Below are 16,578 nucleotides of genomic sequence, written 5' to 3'. Positions count from 1 at the left end.
TTGACTGAAACAATTTTGGTGTTGCGTGAACATTGAATCGGCGTTCTGCCTGCTGCAAGGCAACAGTGAACTGACCGAGTGCCGTGAATCGTTAAAACATCATTATTAACTATTAGGGAACATCGCTCTTTATGAGCAATTCTTTATCAAAACGCGATTCCTTGAGCGCTTCCTTGACCCGCTTCAAGTTATCTCTGAATTTTGCCCCTCGACGCAAGGTAAAACCGGTCGCCAGTACGTCAATCACAGTGAGTTGCGCAAGACGTGACACCATTGGCATATACATGTCGGTGTCTTCAGGCACATCCAGAGTGATGGCGAGAGTCGCTTCTCGTGCCAACGGCGTACCTGCTGTTGTAAGCGCTATCACCATAGCATCGTTATCACGCGCCAGCTGAGCAAGTTCTACCTGGCTTTTGGTGCGTCCGGTATGCGAGATAAGAACCACCACATCATCTTCGCTACAATTCATACAACTCATGCGTTGCAGCACAATGTCATCGGAATAAATGACCGGGACATTAAAGCGAAAGAACTTGTTCATGGCATCGTGAGCAACCGCTGCGGACGAGCCCAGACCGAAGAAGGCTATCTTCTTGGCCTGGGTCAGTAAATCGACCGCGCGATTAACCGATGTCATATCCAGCGACTGCCGGACATGATCGAGCGTTGCCATCGCGGATTCAAATATTTTCGCGGTATAGGCATCAACGCTGTCGTCTTCATCTACATTGCGATTAACATACGGCGTACCGTTTGCCAGACTTTGTGCCAGATGCAGTTTAAAATCGGGGAAGCCACGCGTTTCAAGGCTTCGACAGAACCTGTTAACCGTCGGTTCGCTAACGCCCGATTCCTGTGCCAGAGCGGCGATGCTTGAATGAATCGCCTGAGCGGGGGAGGCGAGAATAACTTCAGCCACTTTTCGCTCGGATTTGCTAAGGTGTTCCAGTTGAAACTGGATTTTTTCCAGCATGTTCATCGTTAACCAGGCGCTCATGGGTGGAAACGATTTCATTGATTGATGAAATCATGATTCGATTGAGTCGATATTACCCCTCAGGCTTCCTTAAAGGGTAATGTACGACAAGAAATGTTGTTGTTTTTTTTCATTACTTGATCGCTGTCGGGTTTTGCAGTGACCGGGCAGTACAAAGATTCGACGGATCCAGCGTTTTTGCCGTGCCACAGGCGTTTTACGGGCGAAAAATCGCGGTATCGCACGTGACGATAAGCGCTAATGGTTTCGGGAATGACGTAAAAGCAGTACAGTGCATTGTAATAAAATTACAACGATACCTGGCAGAAGTACCAGGTTATCCAACTGAGGAGAATGACATGGCGGTAACGCAAACAGCCCAGGCATGTGACCTGGTCATTTTCGGCGCGAAAGGCGATCTTGCACGCCGGAAATTGCTGCCTTCCCTGTATCAACTGGAAAAAGCGGGCCAACTTCATCCGGATACCCGTATCCTGGGTGTCGGGCGCGCCGAATGGGACAAGGACGCTTATACCAAAGTCGTGCGCGAAGCGCTCGAAACTTTCATGAAAGAGAAAATCGATGAAAGTTTGTGGGATACGCTGAGCGGACGCCTCGATTTCTGTAACCTGGACGTGAACGACGTTAGCGCGTTTTCTCGTCTGGGCGAGATGCTGGACCAGAAAAACCGCGTCACCATCAACTATTTCGCAATGCCACCAAGCACCTTCGGCGCCATCTGCAAAGGCCTGGGCGAAGCGAAACTGAACGCCAAACCTGCACGCGTCGTGATGGAAAAACCGCTGGGTACATCGCTTGCGACCTCCCGCGAAATCAACGATCAGGTGGGCGAGTTCTTTGAAGAGTGCCAGGTTTACCGTATCGACCACTATCTTGGTAAAGAGACGGTACTGAACCTGCTGGCGCTGCGTTTTGCGAACTCCCTGTTTGTGAACAACTGGGACAACCGTACTATCGATCACGTGGAAATTACCGTGGCCGAAGAGGTGGGTATCGAAGGGCGCTGGGGTTACTTTGACCAGGCCGGCCAGATGCGCGACATGATCCAGAACCACCTGCTGCAAATTCTGTGCATGATCGCCATGTCTCCACCTTCTGACCTGACGGCCGACAGCATCCGCGATGCAAAAGTGAAAGTGCTGAAATCTCTGCGCCGCATTGACCGTTCAAATGTGCGTGAGAAAACCGTGCGCGGCCAGTACACCGCAGGCTTTGCCCAGGGTAAAAAAGTGCCGGGCTACCTGGAAGAAGAGGGTGCGAACAAGGCCAGCAACACCGAGACCTTTGTGGCGATCCGTGTGGATATCGATGACTGGCGCTGGGCGGGTGTTCCGTTCTACCTGCGTACCGGTAAACGTCTGCCAGCCAAATGCTCCGAAGTGGTTGTGTACTTTAAAAACCCTGAGCTGAACCTGTTCAAAGAGTCCTGGCAGGAGCTGCCGCAGAACAAGTTGACCATCCGTCTGCAACCGGACGAAGGTGTGGATATTCAGATCCTGAACAAAGTGCCAGGTCTGGATCACAAACACAACCTGCAAACCACTAAGCTTGATCTGAGCTACTCCGAGACTTTCAACCAAACACACCTTGCGGATGCTTACGAGCGTCTGCTGCTGGAAACCATGCGTGGTATTCAGGCGCTGTTCGTACGTCGCGATGAAGTGGAAGAGGCGTGGAAATGGGTCGATTCTATTACCGAAGCCTGGGCTGCCGATCAGGACGCGCCAAAACCGTATCAGGCGGGTACCTGGGGACCTGTCGCCTCTGTGGCGATGATCACCCGTGATGGCCGCTCCTGGAACGAGTTTGAGTAGGATAATCCTCTAGCCCGAAGGTGTTATTTTACCGGTAACATGATCTAACACAGTTAGTGGCACAATTTTTAATCTTTTAAGCTCCGCGTGGATTTCCCCGCGGAGCTTTTTTTATTACACTGCCGGAAGCGATTTTGCCCCTGAGCTCCGGACACCAAGCGTTTCAGCGTTGTTAACAACTGCCAGAGACTTTGTAAACTCCCGAGCCCGGACAGATAAATTAGAGGAGCTTTTATGAATCCGACATTGTTACGCGTAACACAACGCATTATTGAGCGCTCGAAAGATACGCGTTCTGCCTACCTCGCCCGTGTTGAACAGGCCAAAAGCAACACCGTACATCGTTCACAGCTGGCCTGCGGTAATCTGGCCCACGGCTTTGCTGCCTGCCAGCCGGGTGACAAAGACTCGCTGAAAAGCATGTTGCGTAACAATATCGCCATCATTACCTCCTATAACGATATGCTCTCGGCGCACCAGCCGTATGAGGTCTACCCGAATATCATTCGTAAAGCGCTGCACAGCGTCAATGCGGTGGGGCAGGTTGCAGGGGGCGTACCGGCCATGTGCGACGGTGTAACCCAGGGTCAGGATGGGATGGAGTTGTCCCTGCTGAGCCGTGAAGTGATTGCCATGTCTGCGGCGGTAGGGCTATCGCACAATATGTTCGATGGCGCGCTTTACCTGGGCGTGTGCGACAAAATTGTCCCGGGCCTGGTGATGGCGGCGCTCTCCTTTGGTCATCTGCCTGCGATTTTCGTGCCGTCAGGCCCGATGGCAAGTGGCCTGCCAAACAAAGAAAAAGTGCGTATCCGCCAGCTGTATGCCGAAGGTAAAGCGGATCGTCAGGCGCTGCTGGAAGCCGAAGCTGCCTCCTACCACGCACCAGGTACCTGTACGTTCTACGGTACGGCCAACACCAATCAGATGGTGGTGGAATTTATGGGTATGCAGCTTCCGGGTTCATCCTTCATTCAGCCGGATGCGCCACTGCGTCAGGCGCTGACCGAAGCCGCTGCCCGCCAGGTTACTCGCCTCACCGGAAACGGTAACGAGTGGATGCCGATGGGCAAAATGGTGGATGAGAAAGTTATCGTCAACGGGATTGTTGCCCTGCTGGCAACCGGCGGCTCAACCAACCACACCATGCACCTGGTGGCGATGGCACGTGCGGCGGGCATTCTGATTAACTGGGATGATTTCTCTGACATCTCAGCCGTTGTGCCGCTGATGGCGCGTCTGTACCCGAATGGCCCGGCAGACATTAACCACTTCCAGGCGGCTGGCGGCGTACCGGTGCTGATGCGTGAACTGCTCAAAGGCGGCTTGCTACATGAAGATGTGAATACGGTGGCAGGCTTTGGCTTGCAGCGTTACACCATGGAGCCGTGGCTGAACAATGGTGAACTGGACTGGCGTGATGGGGCGACTGCCTCCCTGGACGCACAGGTTATCGCAACCTTCGATACCCCGTTCTCCCGTCACGGTGGCACAAAAGTGCTGAGCGGCAACCTGGGGCGCGCGGTAATGAAAACCTCTGCCGTACCGGAAGAGAACCAGATTATCGAAGCTCCGGCTGTGGTATTTGAAAGCCAGCACGATGTTTTACCAGCCTTCGATGCCGGTCTTCTCGACAGGGATTGCGTGGTGGTCGTGCGCCATCAGGGGCCAAAAGCGAACGGGATGCCAGAATTACATAAACTTATGCCGCCACTTGGTGTATTATTGGACCGCTGTTTCAAAATTGCGTTGGTTACCGATGGACGCCTCTCTGGTGCTTCAGGTAAAGTGCCTTCAGCAATCCACGTGACGCCTGAAGCGTACGATGGTGGATTGCTGGCGAAAGTCCGTGACGGCGATATGATTCGCGTCAATGGCCAGACAGGCGAGTTAACCCTGCTGGTGGATGAGGCTGAACTTGCTGCCCGTAAACCGCATATTCCTGACCTGAGCGCATCGCGCGTGGGAACCGGACGCGAAATGTTCAGTGCGCTGCGCGAGAAACTCTCCGGCGCGGAACAGGGTGCGACCTGTATTACGTTTTAAGACGACCTGAATTATCGATCTGGCGAGAGAAACTCTGATGAAAAACTGGAAAACAAGTGCAGAAGCAATCCTGAAAACTGGCCCTGTCGTGCCGGTAATCGTGGTGAATAAGCTGGAACACGCCGTACCTATGGCAAAAGCGCTGGTTGCTGGCGGTGTTCGCGTGCTGGAAGTGACCCTGCGTACTGCCTGTGCAATGGACGCGATCCGCGCGATCGCCAAAGAAGTACCGGAAGCAATTATCGGTGCGGGCACGGTTCTGAACCCACAACAGCTGGCTGACGTGACTGAAGCAGGCGCGCAGTTCGCTATCAGCCCTGGCCTGACTGAGCCACTGCTGAAAGCCGCTACCGAAGGCACCATTCCTTTGATCCCGGGTATCAGCACCGTTTCTGAACTGATGCTGGGCATGGACTACGGTCTGAAAGAGTTCAAATTCTTCCCGGCTGAAGCTAACGGCGGCACCAAAGCGTTGCAGGCCATTGCTGGCCCATTCTCTCAGGTTCGTTTCTGCCCGACTGGCGGTATTTCACCGGCGAACTACCGTGACTACCTGGCGCTGAAAAGCGTGCTGTGCATCGGTGGTTCATGGCTGGTTCCGGCGGATGCGCTGGAAGCGGGCGACTGGGATCGCATCACCAAACTGGCTCGCGAAGCGGTTGAAGGCGCGAAACAGTAAGTTTGCTTGCCGGGTAACCCGGCCTGCGAAATAAAAAACGGGCCTTTTGGCCCGTTTTTTTATCCTGCGACGATAATATTCGCCGCGGCTACTTTGGCTCTTGCCACGGCATCGTCCACGTTATCACCGGTGGCTAGCGCCACGCCAAGACGGCGCGTGCCGTCGATTTCCGGCTTACCAAACAGACGTACCTGCAACCCTGCGCCAACGGCACCGTTGACGTTATCAAACGTCACGTTCTGACTGGTCAATTGCGGCAGGATCACCGCCGATGCTGCCGGGCCGTACTGACGAATGCCGCCAACTGGCAGGCCAAGGAATGCGCGGACGTGCAGGGCAAACTCTGAGAGATCCTGTGAAATTAACGTCACCATCCCGGTATCGTGCGGACGAGGGGAGACTTCGCTGAACACCACATCGTCGCCACAGACAAACAGCTCAACGCCAAACAGACCATAACCGCCCAGGGCCAGAACCACTTTGCGGGCGATATCCTGCGCACGCTCCAGCGCCAGTGCGCTCATCTGTTGAGGCTGCCAGGATTCACGATAATCGCCATCTTCCTGACGATGGCCGATTGCTTCGCAGAAATGCACACCGTCCACAGCGCTGACGGTCAGAAGGGTGATCTCGAAATCAAACTTCACCACGCCTTCAACAATCACGCGTCCGGCGCCTGCACGGCCACCTTGTTGCGCGTAATCCCAGGCCTTGTCCAGCGTGGTGCTGTCGCGGATAAAGCTTTGTCCTTTGCCGGAAGAGCTCATCACTGGCTTAATGATGCACGGGTAGCCAATCTCTTCCACAGCGTTGATAAAGGCCTCTTTGCTGTCGGCAAAACGGTAGCTGGAGGTCGGCAGAGCCAGCTCTTCTGCCGCCAGGCGGCGAATGCCTTCGCGATTCATGGTGAGCTTTGCCGCTTTCGCACAAGGCACAACGCGCTGGCCTTCCTGCTCAAGCGCAATCAGCGTATCGGTGGCAATGGCTTCGATTTCGGGCACCACAAAATCCGGTTTTTCTTGTGCAATCAGTGCACGCAGGGCATCGCCATCCAGCATATTTATCACATGTGAGCGATGGGCAACATGCATGGCAGGTGCATCGGCATAACGGTCGACCGCAATCACTTCCACGCCTAAACGCTGGCACTCGATGGCGACTTCTTTACCCAGTTCACCCGAGCCCAGCAGCATTACGCGGGTGGCTGCCGGACGCAGCGCAGTTCCTAAACGAATCATAACAATCCCCCTGAAAAAGTTGCGCGCAGTATAAACGAAAACGTTTGCGTCTGTCTTGTCTCTGGCCCGATGAGGGGCTTAAGAAATTGTGCTTTCGAATTTCAGGGCTAACTTGCGGGGCTGACGGCGATGTTTCGCTTGCATCGTGCGCGTGTTTTGCCAACCTTATAAGGTGTAAAACCAAAACGAATAAACAACATGTCACCAAAAGCCCGACGCGAGCCTCACGCCATTACCACGCATGGCGATACACGCATAGACAACTATTACTGGCTGCGGGACGATTCACGTTCCCGCCCGGAGGTTCTCGACTATCTTCACCAGGAAAATGACTATGGCCGCAAGGTTATGGCCAGCCAGCAGGCGCTTCAGGACCGGCTATTAGCCGAAATGGTGGAACGTATCCCGCAGCGCGATATCTCCGCGCCCTGGACCAAAAATGGCTATCGCTATCGCCATATCTACGAGCCCGGCAACGAATACCCGGTGTATCAACGCCAGTCTGCCCTGAGCGCAGAATGGGACGACTGGGAAATCCTGCTGGATGCCAATCAGCGTGCTGCCCACAGCGAATTTTATACCCTGGGCGGTATGTCCATCTCGCCGGATAACGCCATTATGGCGCTGGCCGAGGATTATCTTTCGCGTCGGCAGTACGGTCTGCGCTTTCGCAATCTTGAAAGCGGGAACTGGTATCCCGAAATGCTCGACAACGTGTCACCGGATTTTGTCTGGGCGAATGATTCCGAAACGGTCTACTACGTTAAAAAACACGCGGTGACATTGCTGCCTTACCAGGTCTGGCGCCATACCATTGGGACATCTGCGGTTCAGGATGAGCTGGTGTATGAAGAGAAAGACGAAACCTTTTACGTCAGCCTGAGTAAAACTACATCCCGTCATTATGTCGTCATCTCTCTTGCCAGTGCGACCACCTCAGAAGTACTGCTGCTGGATGCGGAGCTTCCTGACGCACAGCCTTTGTGCTTCCTGCCGCGTCGTAAAGACCATGAGTACAGCCTGGATCACTACCAGCACAGCTTTTACCTGCGCTCAAACCGCGAGGGTAAAAACTTCGGCCTTTATAAAACCAAAGTGCGCGAAGAGCTGAAATGGGAGGTGTTAATTCCGGCCCGCGAACAGGTGATGCTGGAAGGATTTACGCTGTTCACTGACTGGCTGGTGGTGGAAGAGCGCCAGCGTGGGCTGACCAGCCTGCGGCAGATCAATCGTAAAACGCGGGAAGTGGTGGGGATTGCCTTTGATGACCCGGCCTATGTGACGTGGATTGGCTTCAACCCTGAACCGGAATCGTCTCGCCTTCGCTATGGCTACTCGTCAATGACCACACCTGACACGCTGTTCGAGCTGGATATGGACACCGGGCAGCGGCAGGTGCTGAAACAGGCTGCGGTTGCCGGTTTTGAGTCGGAGAATTATCGCAGTGAACACCTGTGGGTGAAAGCCCGGGATGGCGCGGAAGTGCCGGTATCGCTGGTGTATCGACCTGAACATTTTCGTAAGGGCAAAAATCCATTGCTGGTCTACGGTTACGGCTCGTATGGCGCCAGCATGGATGCCGATTTTAGCAGCAGCAGGCTAAGCCTCCTCGATCGAGGTTTCGTTTTTGCGATAGCACATGTGCGTGGCGGCAGTGAGCTGGGACATCACTGGTATGAAGAGGGGAAATTCCTCAGAAAGAAAAACACCTTCAATGACTATCTTGATGTCTGTGATGCGTTGATAGAGCAGGGCTATGGCGATCCGGGGCTCTGTTTCGGTATGGGGGGGAGTGCCGGTGGAATGCTGATGGGGGCAGTGATAAATGCGCGGCCCGAGCGTTTTAAAGGTATCGTCGCCCAGGTGCCGTTTGTCGATGTATTAACCACGATGCTGGATGAATCCATCCCGCTGACCACCGGTGAGTTTGAAGAGTGGGGCAATCCGCAGGACGAAGCCTATTACCGCTACATGAAAGAGTACAGCCCTTACGACAACGTAGAGGCCAAAGCCTATCCGCATCTGCTGGTGACCACCGGATTACATGACTCGCAGGTACAATACTGGGAGCCGGCAAAATGGGTAGCTAAGCTGCGCGAATTAAAAACCGACGATAATCTGTTGTTGCTCTGCACGGACATGGATTCCGGCCACGGCGGGAAATCGGGGCGTTTTAAATCCTACGAAGGGGTCGCGCTGGAGTATGCCTTTTTGATTGGCCTGGCGCAGGATACGCTGCCAGGCCGTGCCGGGCATTAAGATTCGCCCAGGTAGTGCCGGAGGGTTAAACGAAGCTCCGGGCTCATTCTGTCGAGGTTGTTGTACAGCCAGCGCAGATAGCCCGGATCTTTGTCGGCTATTTCGGACACCGCTTTTCCGCGATATTTGCCGAACGTAAACGTTGTCAGCAATGCCGGGCGTCCGGTTATGTTTGCCATATCATCTGGCGTCCAGCCAGAGGTATTCATAATATCGATGAGCAGTGCAGCGGTGATATAGCAATCATACAGCGCACGGTGATGGTGAAGCCCTTCCGGGGTTCTCACGCTCAGCTTGCGCGATTTGTAGAGCGCCATATTGCTGTATTTGATCCCCGGCCATAAGCGGCGGGCCAGCTTCATGGTACAGATCCACTCGCCGGGCATTTCCGGCAAGACGCGGCGGTCAAAGCTGGCGTTATGCGCCACGTACCACATGCTGCCGTAGTAGTGAGGGATGACCTCTTCAATCCAGGGCTTATCCGCCACCATCGATTCCGTAATGCGGTGAATGGCCATCGCCTGCGGGCTTATTGGACGATCGGGACGCACCAGGTGACTCATGGGATTGACTATTTTACCGTCAACCACGTCCACAGAGGCAACTTCCACAATTCCGCCCTGAAGATCGCAAGTTTCGGTATCGATTACGCGCAGCATTGATCGCTCCTGACCCTAAAACGCTTAGCCTAAAGGAATGATATCGCCTTGCCAACCCTGTCTGTCCCGGGAACCTGTCAATAACAGTTCACCTTTATCGGCCCGGACGATGAGTTGTCCTTTTTCATCCCACAGCGCGCTGCCGTTGCGGGCATTCGCCATCAACACGGCAATCGAATATTTGTGGGAAAACCGCTGTAACGTACTAATAGACTGACGCCAGCGATGGTCGCCCACATCCTGACTGCAGGTCAATAAGGCGGCCATTGGGTCGAGGTTCGGCGTGTCGGAGTGGGTATCTATTATGGTGAGTTGCGTATCATCGCGGGTAATACATGCGCCACTGCCTTGCGGATAGCGCAGAGAGGTATCGCAACACGGGCTAAACAGGGCCAATCCTTTCTGGCGCTGACCCTGGTTTTCCAGCGTGATCCCGGCGATAACGGTAATACGGTAAATCTGGGTTGCGCGCAGCAGAGGTTCTAGCTGGCGATCGCTGGGAGGCGCAGGCAAATCCTCATCACCGGGGCCGGTTAACGAAAGCTCTGGGAATACCAGTAAATCGCACTGCTGTCGTGCGGCTTCGGCAATGAACCGTAAATGGTGCTCGACGTGCGCGTCCACGCAGTGATGCTGGGGGGCATACTGGGCGGCAGCAATATTCCATCGTGACATCGTGACATCCTTATACACAGAGTCGCAGAATTTAAGAATACACCTTATAACATCAGGGTTTTCTTATCCTGCCACAATCCGTGTAAGGAAATGTAACACGTCGTTAAGGTTACTTAACTTTAGGTTCGTAGGGTAAACGCGAAAGATTAACTGAGGCAAGACGGTGGGCAATAAGGCGTTCGCGGAACCAGTCGCGCAGGTGCGCAGGCTGTTCACGTTCGACAACTTCGGCCACGACAGGCATGTTGTAACGCTCTTTAAATACCACGCCAGCGGCAGCGAGATCGACATTGACTTTGTCCATCTCGTCCTGAGGAAGGGCGGCCAGATTGATCTTCATTTCCTTCTCCTTTTTTTGCGGCGGCAACGTTACCGCGATTGCACGGCGTTGACAAGCAGGCGCAGGATGATCCTCGACTCGTTTATTATACAGAGTTATCCTCTGTCATGTAGACATAACAAAAAGGAATGATTGCGATGGTTTTTTCCTCGACCCGCGCGGTTTGCGCGTTAACCTTTCTGATTGCTTCGGTGGTAACACCTTCTGTACTGGCGCACGCGCATCTTAAACAGCAAACCCCGGCGGCAGACGCAGTGGTCGCAACGGCGCCACAGGCATTAACACTGCATTTTTCAGAAGGCATTGAACCTGCCTTTAGCGGAGTGACCGTAACGGGGGAGCAGCAGCAAACGGTCAAAACGGGCGCGGTTAAGCGTGACGAGAAAGACAAAACGCAGCTAATTGTGCCGTTAGATCAAACACTGGCGACGGGGACGTATCTCGTCGAATGGCATGTGGTTTCTGTGGATGGCCACAAAACCAAAGGCAGCTATCGTTTCAGCGTGAAATAACATGCTGGCGTTAAGCTACGTGGTGCTGCGTTTTATCCACTTCGGCGCGCTGATGCTGATTTTTGGCAATGCGTTGTACAGCGCATGGCTCGCGCCTTTTTCGCTGCACAGACTGATGACGCGGCGTTTTCAGCAACAGCAAAAAGCCATGGTAATAGTCAGCCTGCTGTCTGCCCTCCTGATGTTTGGCCTTCAGGGTGGGTTGATGGGGAATGGCTGGAGTGATGTGTTGCGCCCGGAAATCTGGAGTACGGTGGCCTCCACGCAATATGGCAGCGTCTGGGTGTGGCAGATAATTCTGGCATTAATCACCACCGCATCCGCCTGGATTGCGCCGCAGAAAGGGGCGCGATTACTTTTGCTGGCGATGGGGCAATTTTTTCTGCTGGCGGGCGTCGGCCATGCAGCAATGAATGAAGGCATTGCCGGAGGCGTGCAGCGCGTGAATCATGCAGTGCACCTGCTGTGTGCTGCAACCTGGCTCGGCGGATTGCTGCCATTGCTGTTTTGTATGCAACTGGCGAAAGGTCGTTGGCACGTTGCCGCCATCTACACCATGATGCGTTTTTCCCGTGTGGGGCATTATGCGGTGGCGGGGGTTATTGTTACCGGGGTAATCAATGCGCTGTTTATCCTCGGGTTTAATGCCCCCTGGCAGACGCACTACGGGCAACTTTTGTTGTTCAAATGTGCGCTGGTGGCAATGATGGTGGTAATTGCGCTGACGAATCGGTATTTTCTGGTTCCACGATTTCGACCGGATGCCGGACGAGAACAACAGATTTTTATCAGGATGACACAGGCAGAGGTTGTGCTGGGTGCGCTGGTGCTGGCAACTGTCAGCCTTTTTGCCACCTGGGAGCCCTTCTGAGAAGGTTAAAACATATGAAAAAGACACTATTTTCGCTCTTACTGCTGGCCAGCGCCACAAATGTACTGGCGGCGCAGCAGGTGATCACGGTTAGCCGTTTTGAAGTGGGCAAAGAGAAATGGGCGTTCGATCGTGAAGAGGTGATGCTGACCTGTCGCCCTGGTCATGCCCTGTATGCCATTAATCCAAGCACCCTGGTGCAATACCCGCTCAATGATATTGCGGAGCAGCAGGTCGCCAGCGGAAAAAGCAGCGGAAAACCTATCAGCGTGATCCAGATTGACGATCCAGCAAATCCGGGCCACAAAATGAGCCTGGCTCCGTTTATCGAGCGAGCCGACAAGCTCTGCTAGCACTCTGGTTTCCAATAAAAAACCGCAGGTGCTTGCGAGAGCACTGCGGTTTTTCAGTTTTATGATGTTGATACGCTTTTTTTCAGGCCACTTTTACCGTGGACTGGAAAACCTGGCGCTCTCATCTATTCTTAAAAGGCAAGGCGATTTTAGCCTGCATTAATGCCAACTTTTAGCGCACGGCTCTCTCCCAAGAGCCATTTCCCTGGACCGAATACAGGAATCGTATTCGGTCTCTTTTTATGTGCTTGTTTTTTCACAGTGCTTGTCGGTGTTAACCCGAAACCACCCGAAAATTTCTCGAATTTTCCATATCCTTTCTAAACCATAACATACTCTGCACCGCGTTCGTCCAGGTATTTTTTGTCATTATTACGTTTTCGTGTTTGAGCGATTCGGTGATTGTGTTTTTAAGGTCTGAAGGACATTACTGAAGAAAAACAAGGATATTGAGGCTGGTCAAACCGTAGATGTGGGCGAGGGCAATATAAAAATGCCGCCCGAAAGCGGCATAACGTAAACCGGGCTTAAAAGCGTGATTTTACTGACGCTTCAATTTCGTCGAGCAGTTCAAAACGACGGCGGTATTCAGCACGTTTTTTACTGGCAATCTCTTCCAGAGATTTACGTTCCATCTGCAAAGGTAACTGCCAGCGGAAGGTAGACAGCTTTTTGCCGTCAATAGACTCCCAGAACTCATCGTAGCTGGCGTGGAAATGGCGGCCTTTGCTCAGACGGTAACGCAACGCGCGGAAGATGTGGCCTTCGTCGCTGACGGCGTAAATGGCTTTGATGCCAGAAAGCGTTGCCAGCTGGAACAGCACTTCCATCAGCACGCGTTTCGGGAACAGGCCATGGCAGGCGCGGGTGGCTTGCTTAATCACATCACGAGACACGCTGCGGCGCGGGCCTTGCAGACCGCCGATCACCAGCACCGGCTGGCCGTTTTCTCGGGCGACACAGAACGTCAGGCTCGCCAGCAAGGTATTTTCGTTATCACGCAGCCACAACGTACATTCACCTTCACGTTCAGCTTTGCTGGCATTCATGGCGTTGACGTTATAGCTGACGCCTTCTTTCGCATGAAACTCAACAATCGACTGTTCCTGCGGGCCCGTTAACGCCTTGACCAGACTGGCGTCTTTCAGGGAATCGATCCACTCATAGTGGCTGACGATGGCTTCGGCACGATCGTTGGCATTCATGCCGCGCATCAGATACTGGCGGTGAGTTTTGCTCGGCAAGGTGATTTGCGAGGCCAGAAGCTGATCAAAATCGTCACGGCGAGACAGTGCTTCCAGCATCCGGTGAGTTGAAGACCAGAACAGCAGCGAGCGAAGAAGAAATTTCATTCGATACTCGCGTTTTTGCCAGATTGGGCCTGGGACGAGTTTACCTTTCACCAGATCGGAAATAATAGTTGCGCGATGAGAATGTGCTACATCGTTTTGCAGGCGCGAATTTGACACGTGAGAACCTCAGATTTTATGCATTGCATATTTTAGGGGGCATGCAAAAGTGAATTAATACTGGTGAGAGATTTATTTATCCTTAGTTTACTGTTTGTTTAGCATTATGAAAAGGTGCATCACAGAGCGGCTCCGTATGGTCTTTTACGTTGCGGCTATACTCCTTTGAGGAGGGGTTATGTATCAACGAATCGATGGTTCACAGTGGCGTCATGTCTGGGTGGTCAGCGATATACATGGCTGCTATCAATGGCTTATGGACGAACTCAAACGCCGGCATTTTAATCCTTATGAGGATCTGCTTATCTCGGTTGGGGATCTCATCGACCGTGGGCCAGACAGTGTTAGTTGCCTCGCACTGATGCATGAAAAGTGGTTTCGTGCGGTTCGGGGTAATCATGAGCAAATGGCCCTGGACAGCCTTCATGATAATGATTTCGCACTCTGGACGATAAATGGCGGCATATGGTTTGCCAGGCTTGAGAGCGGGCAGCAAAAACGAGCCCTGGCGTTGCTTGAGGAGTGTCGAACATTACCACTTATTATTGAAATCACCTGTGCAAACGGCCTCAATGTGATTGCTCATGCAGATTATCCATCAGAGGAGTATGCCTGGAACAAGCCCGTTAGCGCGCAGCGGGTCTTATGGGACCGTAACCGCTTAATGGGTTTTATGGCGGGTAAAGGGCAGGGGATTAGCGGCGCGGATCACTTCTGGTTTGGGCATACGCCCCTCGATAAACGCTATGATTTTAATAACCTGCACTATATCGATACCGGCGCAGTCTTTGACGGGTATTTTACACTGGCGCAGCTACAGTAACGCATAAATAACCCGCCTTCGGGCGGGTTCTCTTTAGGTCAGACAAGCCGCATGACCCAGGCATCGGAATTACGATCGTAGTGCTCACGGTAAAGAACAGAGTGTTCGCCATCAAGAATGGCAGGAATGCTGATATCGGCATCCCAGGCATCCAATTGCATACATAAATCCGGGTCGGATTTGCAGGGAATACTTAACGTTCGGTCGCCTTGTGTTTCGCCGCGCAATTCTGCATCGTCGATTTCAAAAGCGCCAATACGCACGCTGGTTTTCGTCATAATGCTCTCCGGGGTTTAAGCTAAAAATCTGGTATGACCAGTAGGTCACCCAGATTTTAGAGTAGCCAGGGGGAGCAAAATCGCCAGTAAAAAAGTGCGCTTTTTTCAGGCGGTGCGATCATGACCGGTAAACAGGCGGCCATCGCGCACCAGTTCACGCGGGTAGCTGTTTTTCAGGCGCGAGCCCACCTTCTTCGCCAGCCCTATCGGGTATCCCTGATGGGTGACGACCACTTCGTCAGACGCAGGCGTATTTTCAGGGTAAACATCCCGGCCGCGATACCACTCTTCGGCTTCCTGATGAGTCAGGGCGAAGGTATTTGCCTCACCGGCAAGCGCAATGACCGCTTCATGTTGCCAGCGATACCCTTTGTTATGCACCTCTGCGAGGCGAATACCAATGCGCGAAAAACGAACTTTGCCGATCAGCGGCTCAATATTGACCGGGAAAAGCCAAATCTCTTTGTCACGCATCCAGAGGCGCAGGCTCTCATCCCAGGAAATCCCGGCCTTACGTGCAGCCTCTTCGGTGTGTGCCGCTTCACGTCCTTTTAACGGCGTGAAGGGGAAATTACCGACTTTGAATTTCGGGGCGGGCAGTGGTGCGATTGCGCAGATTTTACGCAGTCGGGCGACAAAGAACCCTTCGCAATCGTAAATCTGCGGGAAAACATGCAGGAAGCCTTCAGGCGTCAGTGCCTCTTTTGCCGAAGAAAACAGCTCGCCAAGCGGCAGAAATTCGACAGCATCCGGGTATTGCGCCTTGAGCCACAGGCAGACGTCTTCGTTCTCGTCGCGGTTTAATGTGCAAGTGGAGTAGACCAGCGTGCCGCCGGGGCGCAATGCATGGAATGCGCTGTCGATAAGTTCACGCTGCGTGGCGGCGATATCCAGATTACTTTCAACGGACCAGTTCTTAAGCGCATCGGGATCTTTACGTACCACACCTTCACCTGAGCAGGGCGCATCCAGCAAAATGGCATCGAAAGCTTCAGGTAATGCCGCGCCAAACACGCGGCCATCAAAGTGCGTAAGGGCAACGTTGTGGATTCCGCAGCGGCTAATATTGGCGTGCAGTACCTTAACGCGACTGGCGGAGAATTCGTTCGCGAGTATTGCCCCATGGTTACCCATGCGTGCGGCAATCTGTGTGGTTTTTGAACCGGGCGCGGCGGCGACATCCATAACCCGGTCCGGCGTATTGCCGTCGGCGAACAACGCAGCAACCGGCAGCATTGAGCTGGCTTCCTGAATATAAAACAGCCCGCTCAGGTGTTCGGCGGTGCTGCCCAGCGGCAGGGCTTCTTCGTCATCACGCTCAATCCAAAAACCTTCTTCACACCAGGGGACGGGCGTCAGCTGCCAGTTGTAGGGCGACACCAGCGTCAGAAAATCGGTCACGCTGATTTTCAACGTATTGACGCGGATGCTGCGGCGTAACGGACGCTGGCAGGCCGCAATAAAATCGTCAAACGAAAGATGAGAAGGAAGCGCCTCGCGCATTTGCGCCAGGAATTGTTCAGGAAGAAATACGGAGTTTTGAGCCACGGGCACACCACAGG

16 protein-coding genes are annotated in these 16,578 nt (G+C 53.4%); 8 read left to right on the top strand and 8 right to left on the bottom strand.

Annotated elements, in window-relative coordinates; translation table 11 throughout:
• Positions 1-112: 112 nt before the first annotated feature.
• Positions 113-982 carry a MurR/RpiR family transcriptional regulator gene (locus HV107_RS25655; RefSeq protein WP_041162241.1) on the bottom strand — a complete coding sequence of 290 codons (870 nt, stop codon included), beginning with the start codon at positions 980-982 and terminating at the stop codon, positions 113-115.
• A gap of 356 nt (positions 983-1,338) precedes the next feature.
• On the opposite strand from HV107_RS25655, the gene zwf reads away from it, so the two are divergent.
• From zwf to kdgA, 3 genes are all read left to right on the top strand, one after another.
• A complete protein-coding gene (gene zwf, locus HV107_RS25650; RefSeq protein ID WP_182061493.1) occupies positions 1,339-2,814 on the top strand; it encodes a glucose-6-phosphate dehydrogenase in 1,476 nt (491 codons plus the stop codon).
• Positions 2,815-3,048: 234 nt separating this feature from the next.
• Positions 3,049-4,860, top strand: a complete 1,812-nt coding sequence (edd, locus tag HV107_RS25645; RefSeq protein WP_182061492.1) for a phosphogluconate dehydratase — start codon at positions 3,049-3,051, stop codon at positions 4,858-4,860.
• A gap of 37 nt (positions 4,861-4,897) precedes the next feature.
• On the top strand, positions 4,898-5,539 hold the full coding sequence (gene kdgA / locus HV107_RS25640; protein WP_014070680.1) for a bifunctional 4-hydroxy-2-oxoglutarate aldolase/2-dehydro-3-deoxy-phosphogluconate aldolase: 642 nt from the start codon (positions 4,898-4,900) through the stop codon (positions 5,537-5,539).
• 59 nt (positions 5,540-5,598) lie between these two features.
• On the opposite strand, the gene purT is transcribed toward kdgA, so the two are convergent.
• Positions 5,599-6,777 (bottom strand): formate-dependent phosphoribosylglycinamide formyltransferase, encoded by a 1,179-nt coding sequence (gene purT / locus HV107_RS25635; protein ID WP_182061491.1) that lies wholly within the window; start codon positions 6,775-6,777, stop codon positions 5,599-5,601.
• A 198-nt stretch (positions 6,778-6,975) separates the two neighbouring features.
• Here purT and ptrB point away from each other — a divergent pair, with 198 nt between their 5' ends.
• On the top strand, positions 6,976-9,036 hold the full coding sequence (ptrB, locus tag HV107_RS25630) for an oligopeptidase B (protein WP_182061490.1): 2,061 nt from the start codon (positions 6,976-6,978) through the stop codon (positions 9,034-9,036).
• On the opposite strand, the gene exoX is transcribed toward ptrB, so the two are convergent.
• The 3 genes from exoX to HV107_RS25615 all read right to left on the bottom strand — a co-directional run bounded on the left by exoX (position 9,033) and on the right by HV107_RS25615 (position 10,710).
• A complete protein-coding gene (gene exoX / locus HV107_RS25625; protein WP_182061489.1) occupies positions 9,033-9,695 on the bottom strand; it encodes an exodeoxyribonuclease X in 663 nt (220 codons plus the stop codon). The genes ptrB and exoX overlap by 4 nt on opposite strands.
• Positions 9,696-9,719: 24 nt before the next feature.
• Positions 9,720-10,370: a carbon-nitrogen hydrolase family protein gene (locus tag HV107_RS25620; RefSeq protein WP_182061488.1), complete on the bottom strand. Its 651-nt coding sequence runs from the start codon at positions 10,368-10,370 to the stop codon at positions 9,720-9,722.
• Between the two features lie 109 nt (positions 10,371-10,479).
• Positions 10,480-10,710 carry a DNA polymerase III subunit theta gene (locus tag HV107_RS25615; RefSeq protein WP_182061487.1) on the bottom strand — a complete coding sequence of 77 codons (231 nt, stop codon included), beginning with the start codon at positions 10,708-10,710 and terminating at the stop codon, positions 10,480-10,482.
• Between the two features lie 137 nt (positions 10,711-10,847).
• Here HV107_RS25615 and yobA point away from each other — a divergent pair, with 137 nt between their 5' ends.
• From yobA to HV107_RS25600, 3 genes are read left to right on the top strand one after another with little or no spacing between them, the layout of a single operon-like run.
• Entirely contained in the window at positions 10,848-11,222 is a 375-nt protein-coding gene (yobA, locus tag HV107_RS25610) for a CopC domain-containing protein YobA (protein WP_182061486.1), read from the top strand.
• Position 11,223: 1 nt separating this feature from the next.
• Positions 11,224-12,093, top strand: a complete 870-nt coding sequence (gene copD, locus HV107_RS25605) for a copper homeostasis membrane protein CopD (protein WP_182061485.1) — start codon at positions 11,224-11,226, stop codon at positions 12,091-12,093.
• A gap of 14 nt (positions 12,094-12,107) precedes the next feature.
• Positions 12,108-12,446, top strand: coding sequence for a YebY family protein (locus HV107_RS25600; protein WP_182061484.1), 339 nt, complete (start codon positions 12,108-12,110; stop codon positions 12,444-12,446).
• A 527-nt stretch (positions 12,447-12,973) separates the two neighbouring features.
• Here HV107_RS25600 and HV107_RS25595 read toward each other — a convergent pair.
• Positions 12,974-13,915, bottom strand: a complete 942-nt coding sequence (locus HV107_RS25595) for a VirK/YbjX family protein (protein WP_182061483.1) — start codon at positions 13,913-13,915, stop codon at positions 12,974-12,976.
• Between the two features lie 178 nt (positions 13,916-14,093).
• Here HV107_RS25595 and pphA point away from each other — a divergent pair, with 178 nt between their 5' ends.
• The gene (pphA, locus tag HV107_RS25590; protein WP_182061482.1) at positions 14,094-14,738 is read left to right on the top strand and encodes a protein-serine/threonine phosphatase; all 645 of its coding nucleotides are present in this window, start codon (positions 14,094-14,096) and stop codon (positions 14,736-14,738) included.
• A 38-nt stretch (positions 14,739-14,776) separates the two neighbouring features.
• On the opposite strand, the gene HV107_RS25585 is transcribed toward pphA, so the two are convergent.
• Both HV107_RS25585 and rsmF read right to left on the bottom strand, forming a co-directional pair.
• On the bottom strand, positions 14,777-15,016 hold the full coding sequence (locus tag HV107_RS25585; protein ID WP_014070670.1) for a YebV family protein: 240 nt from the start codon (positions 15,014-15,016) through the stop codon (positions 14,777-14,779).
• A 105-nt stretch (positions 15,017-15,121) separates the two neighbouring features.
• On the bottom strand, positions 15,122-16,564 hold the full coding sequence (gene rsmF / locus HV107_RS25580; RefSeq protein ID WP_182061481.1) for a 16S rRNA (cytosine(1407)-C(5))-methyltransferase RsmF: 1,443 nt from the start codon (positions 16,562-16,564) through the stop codon (positions 15,122-15,124).
• Positions 16,565-16,578: the final 14 nt, after the last annotated feature.

It is taken from the genome of Enterobacter sp. RHBSTW-00175, assembly GCF_013927005.1.
Taxonomy (GTDB): Bacteria; Pseudomonadota; Gammaproteobacteria; order Enterobacterales; family Enterobacteriaceae; genus Enterobacter.
Note: the sequence above shows the minus strand (reverse complement) of the source record. Positions and strands in the feature narration are given on the sequence as shown.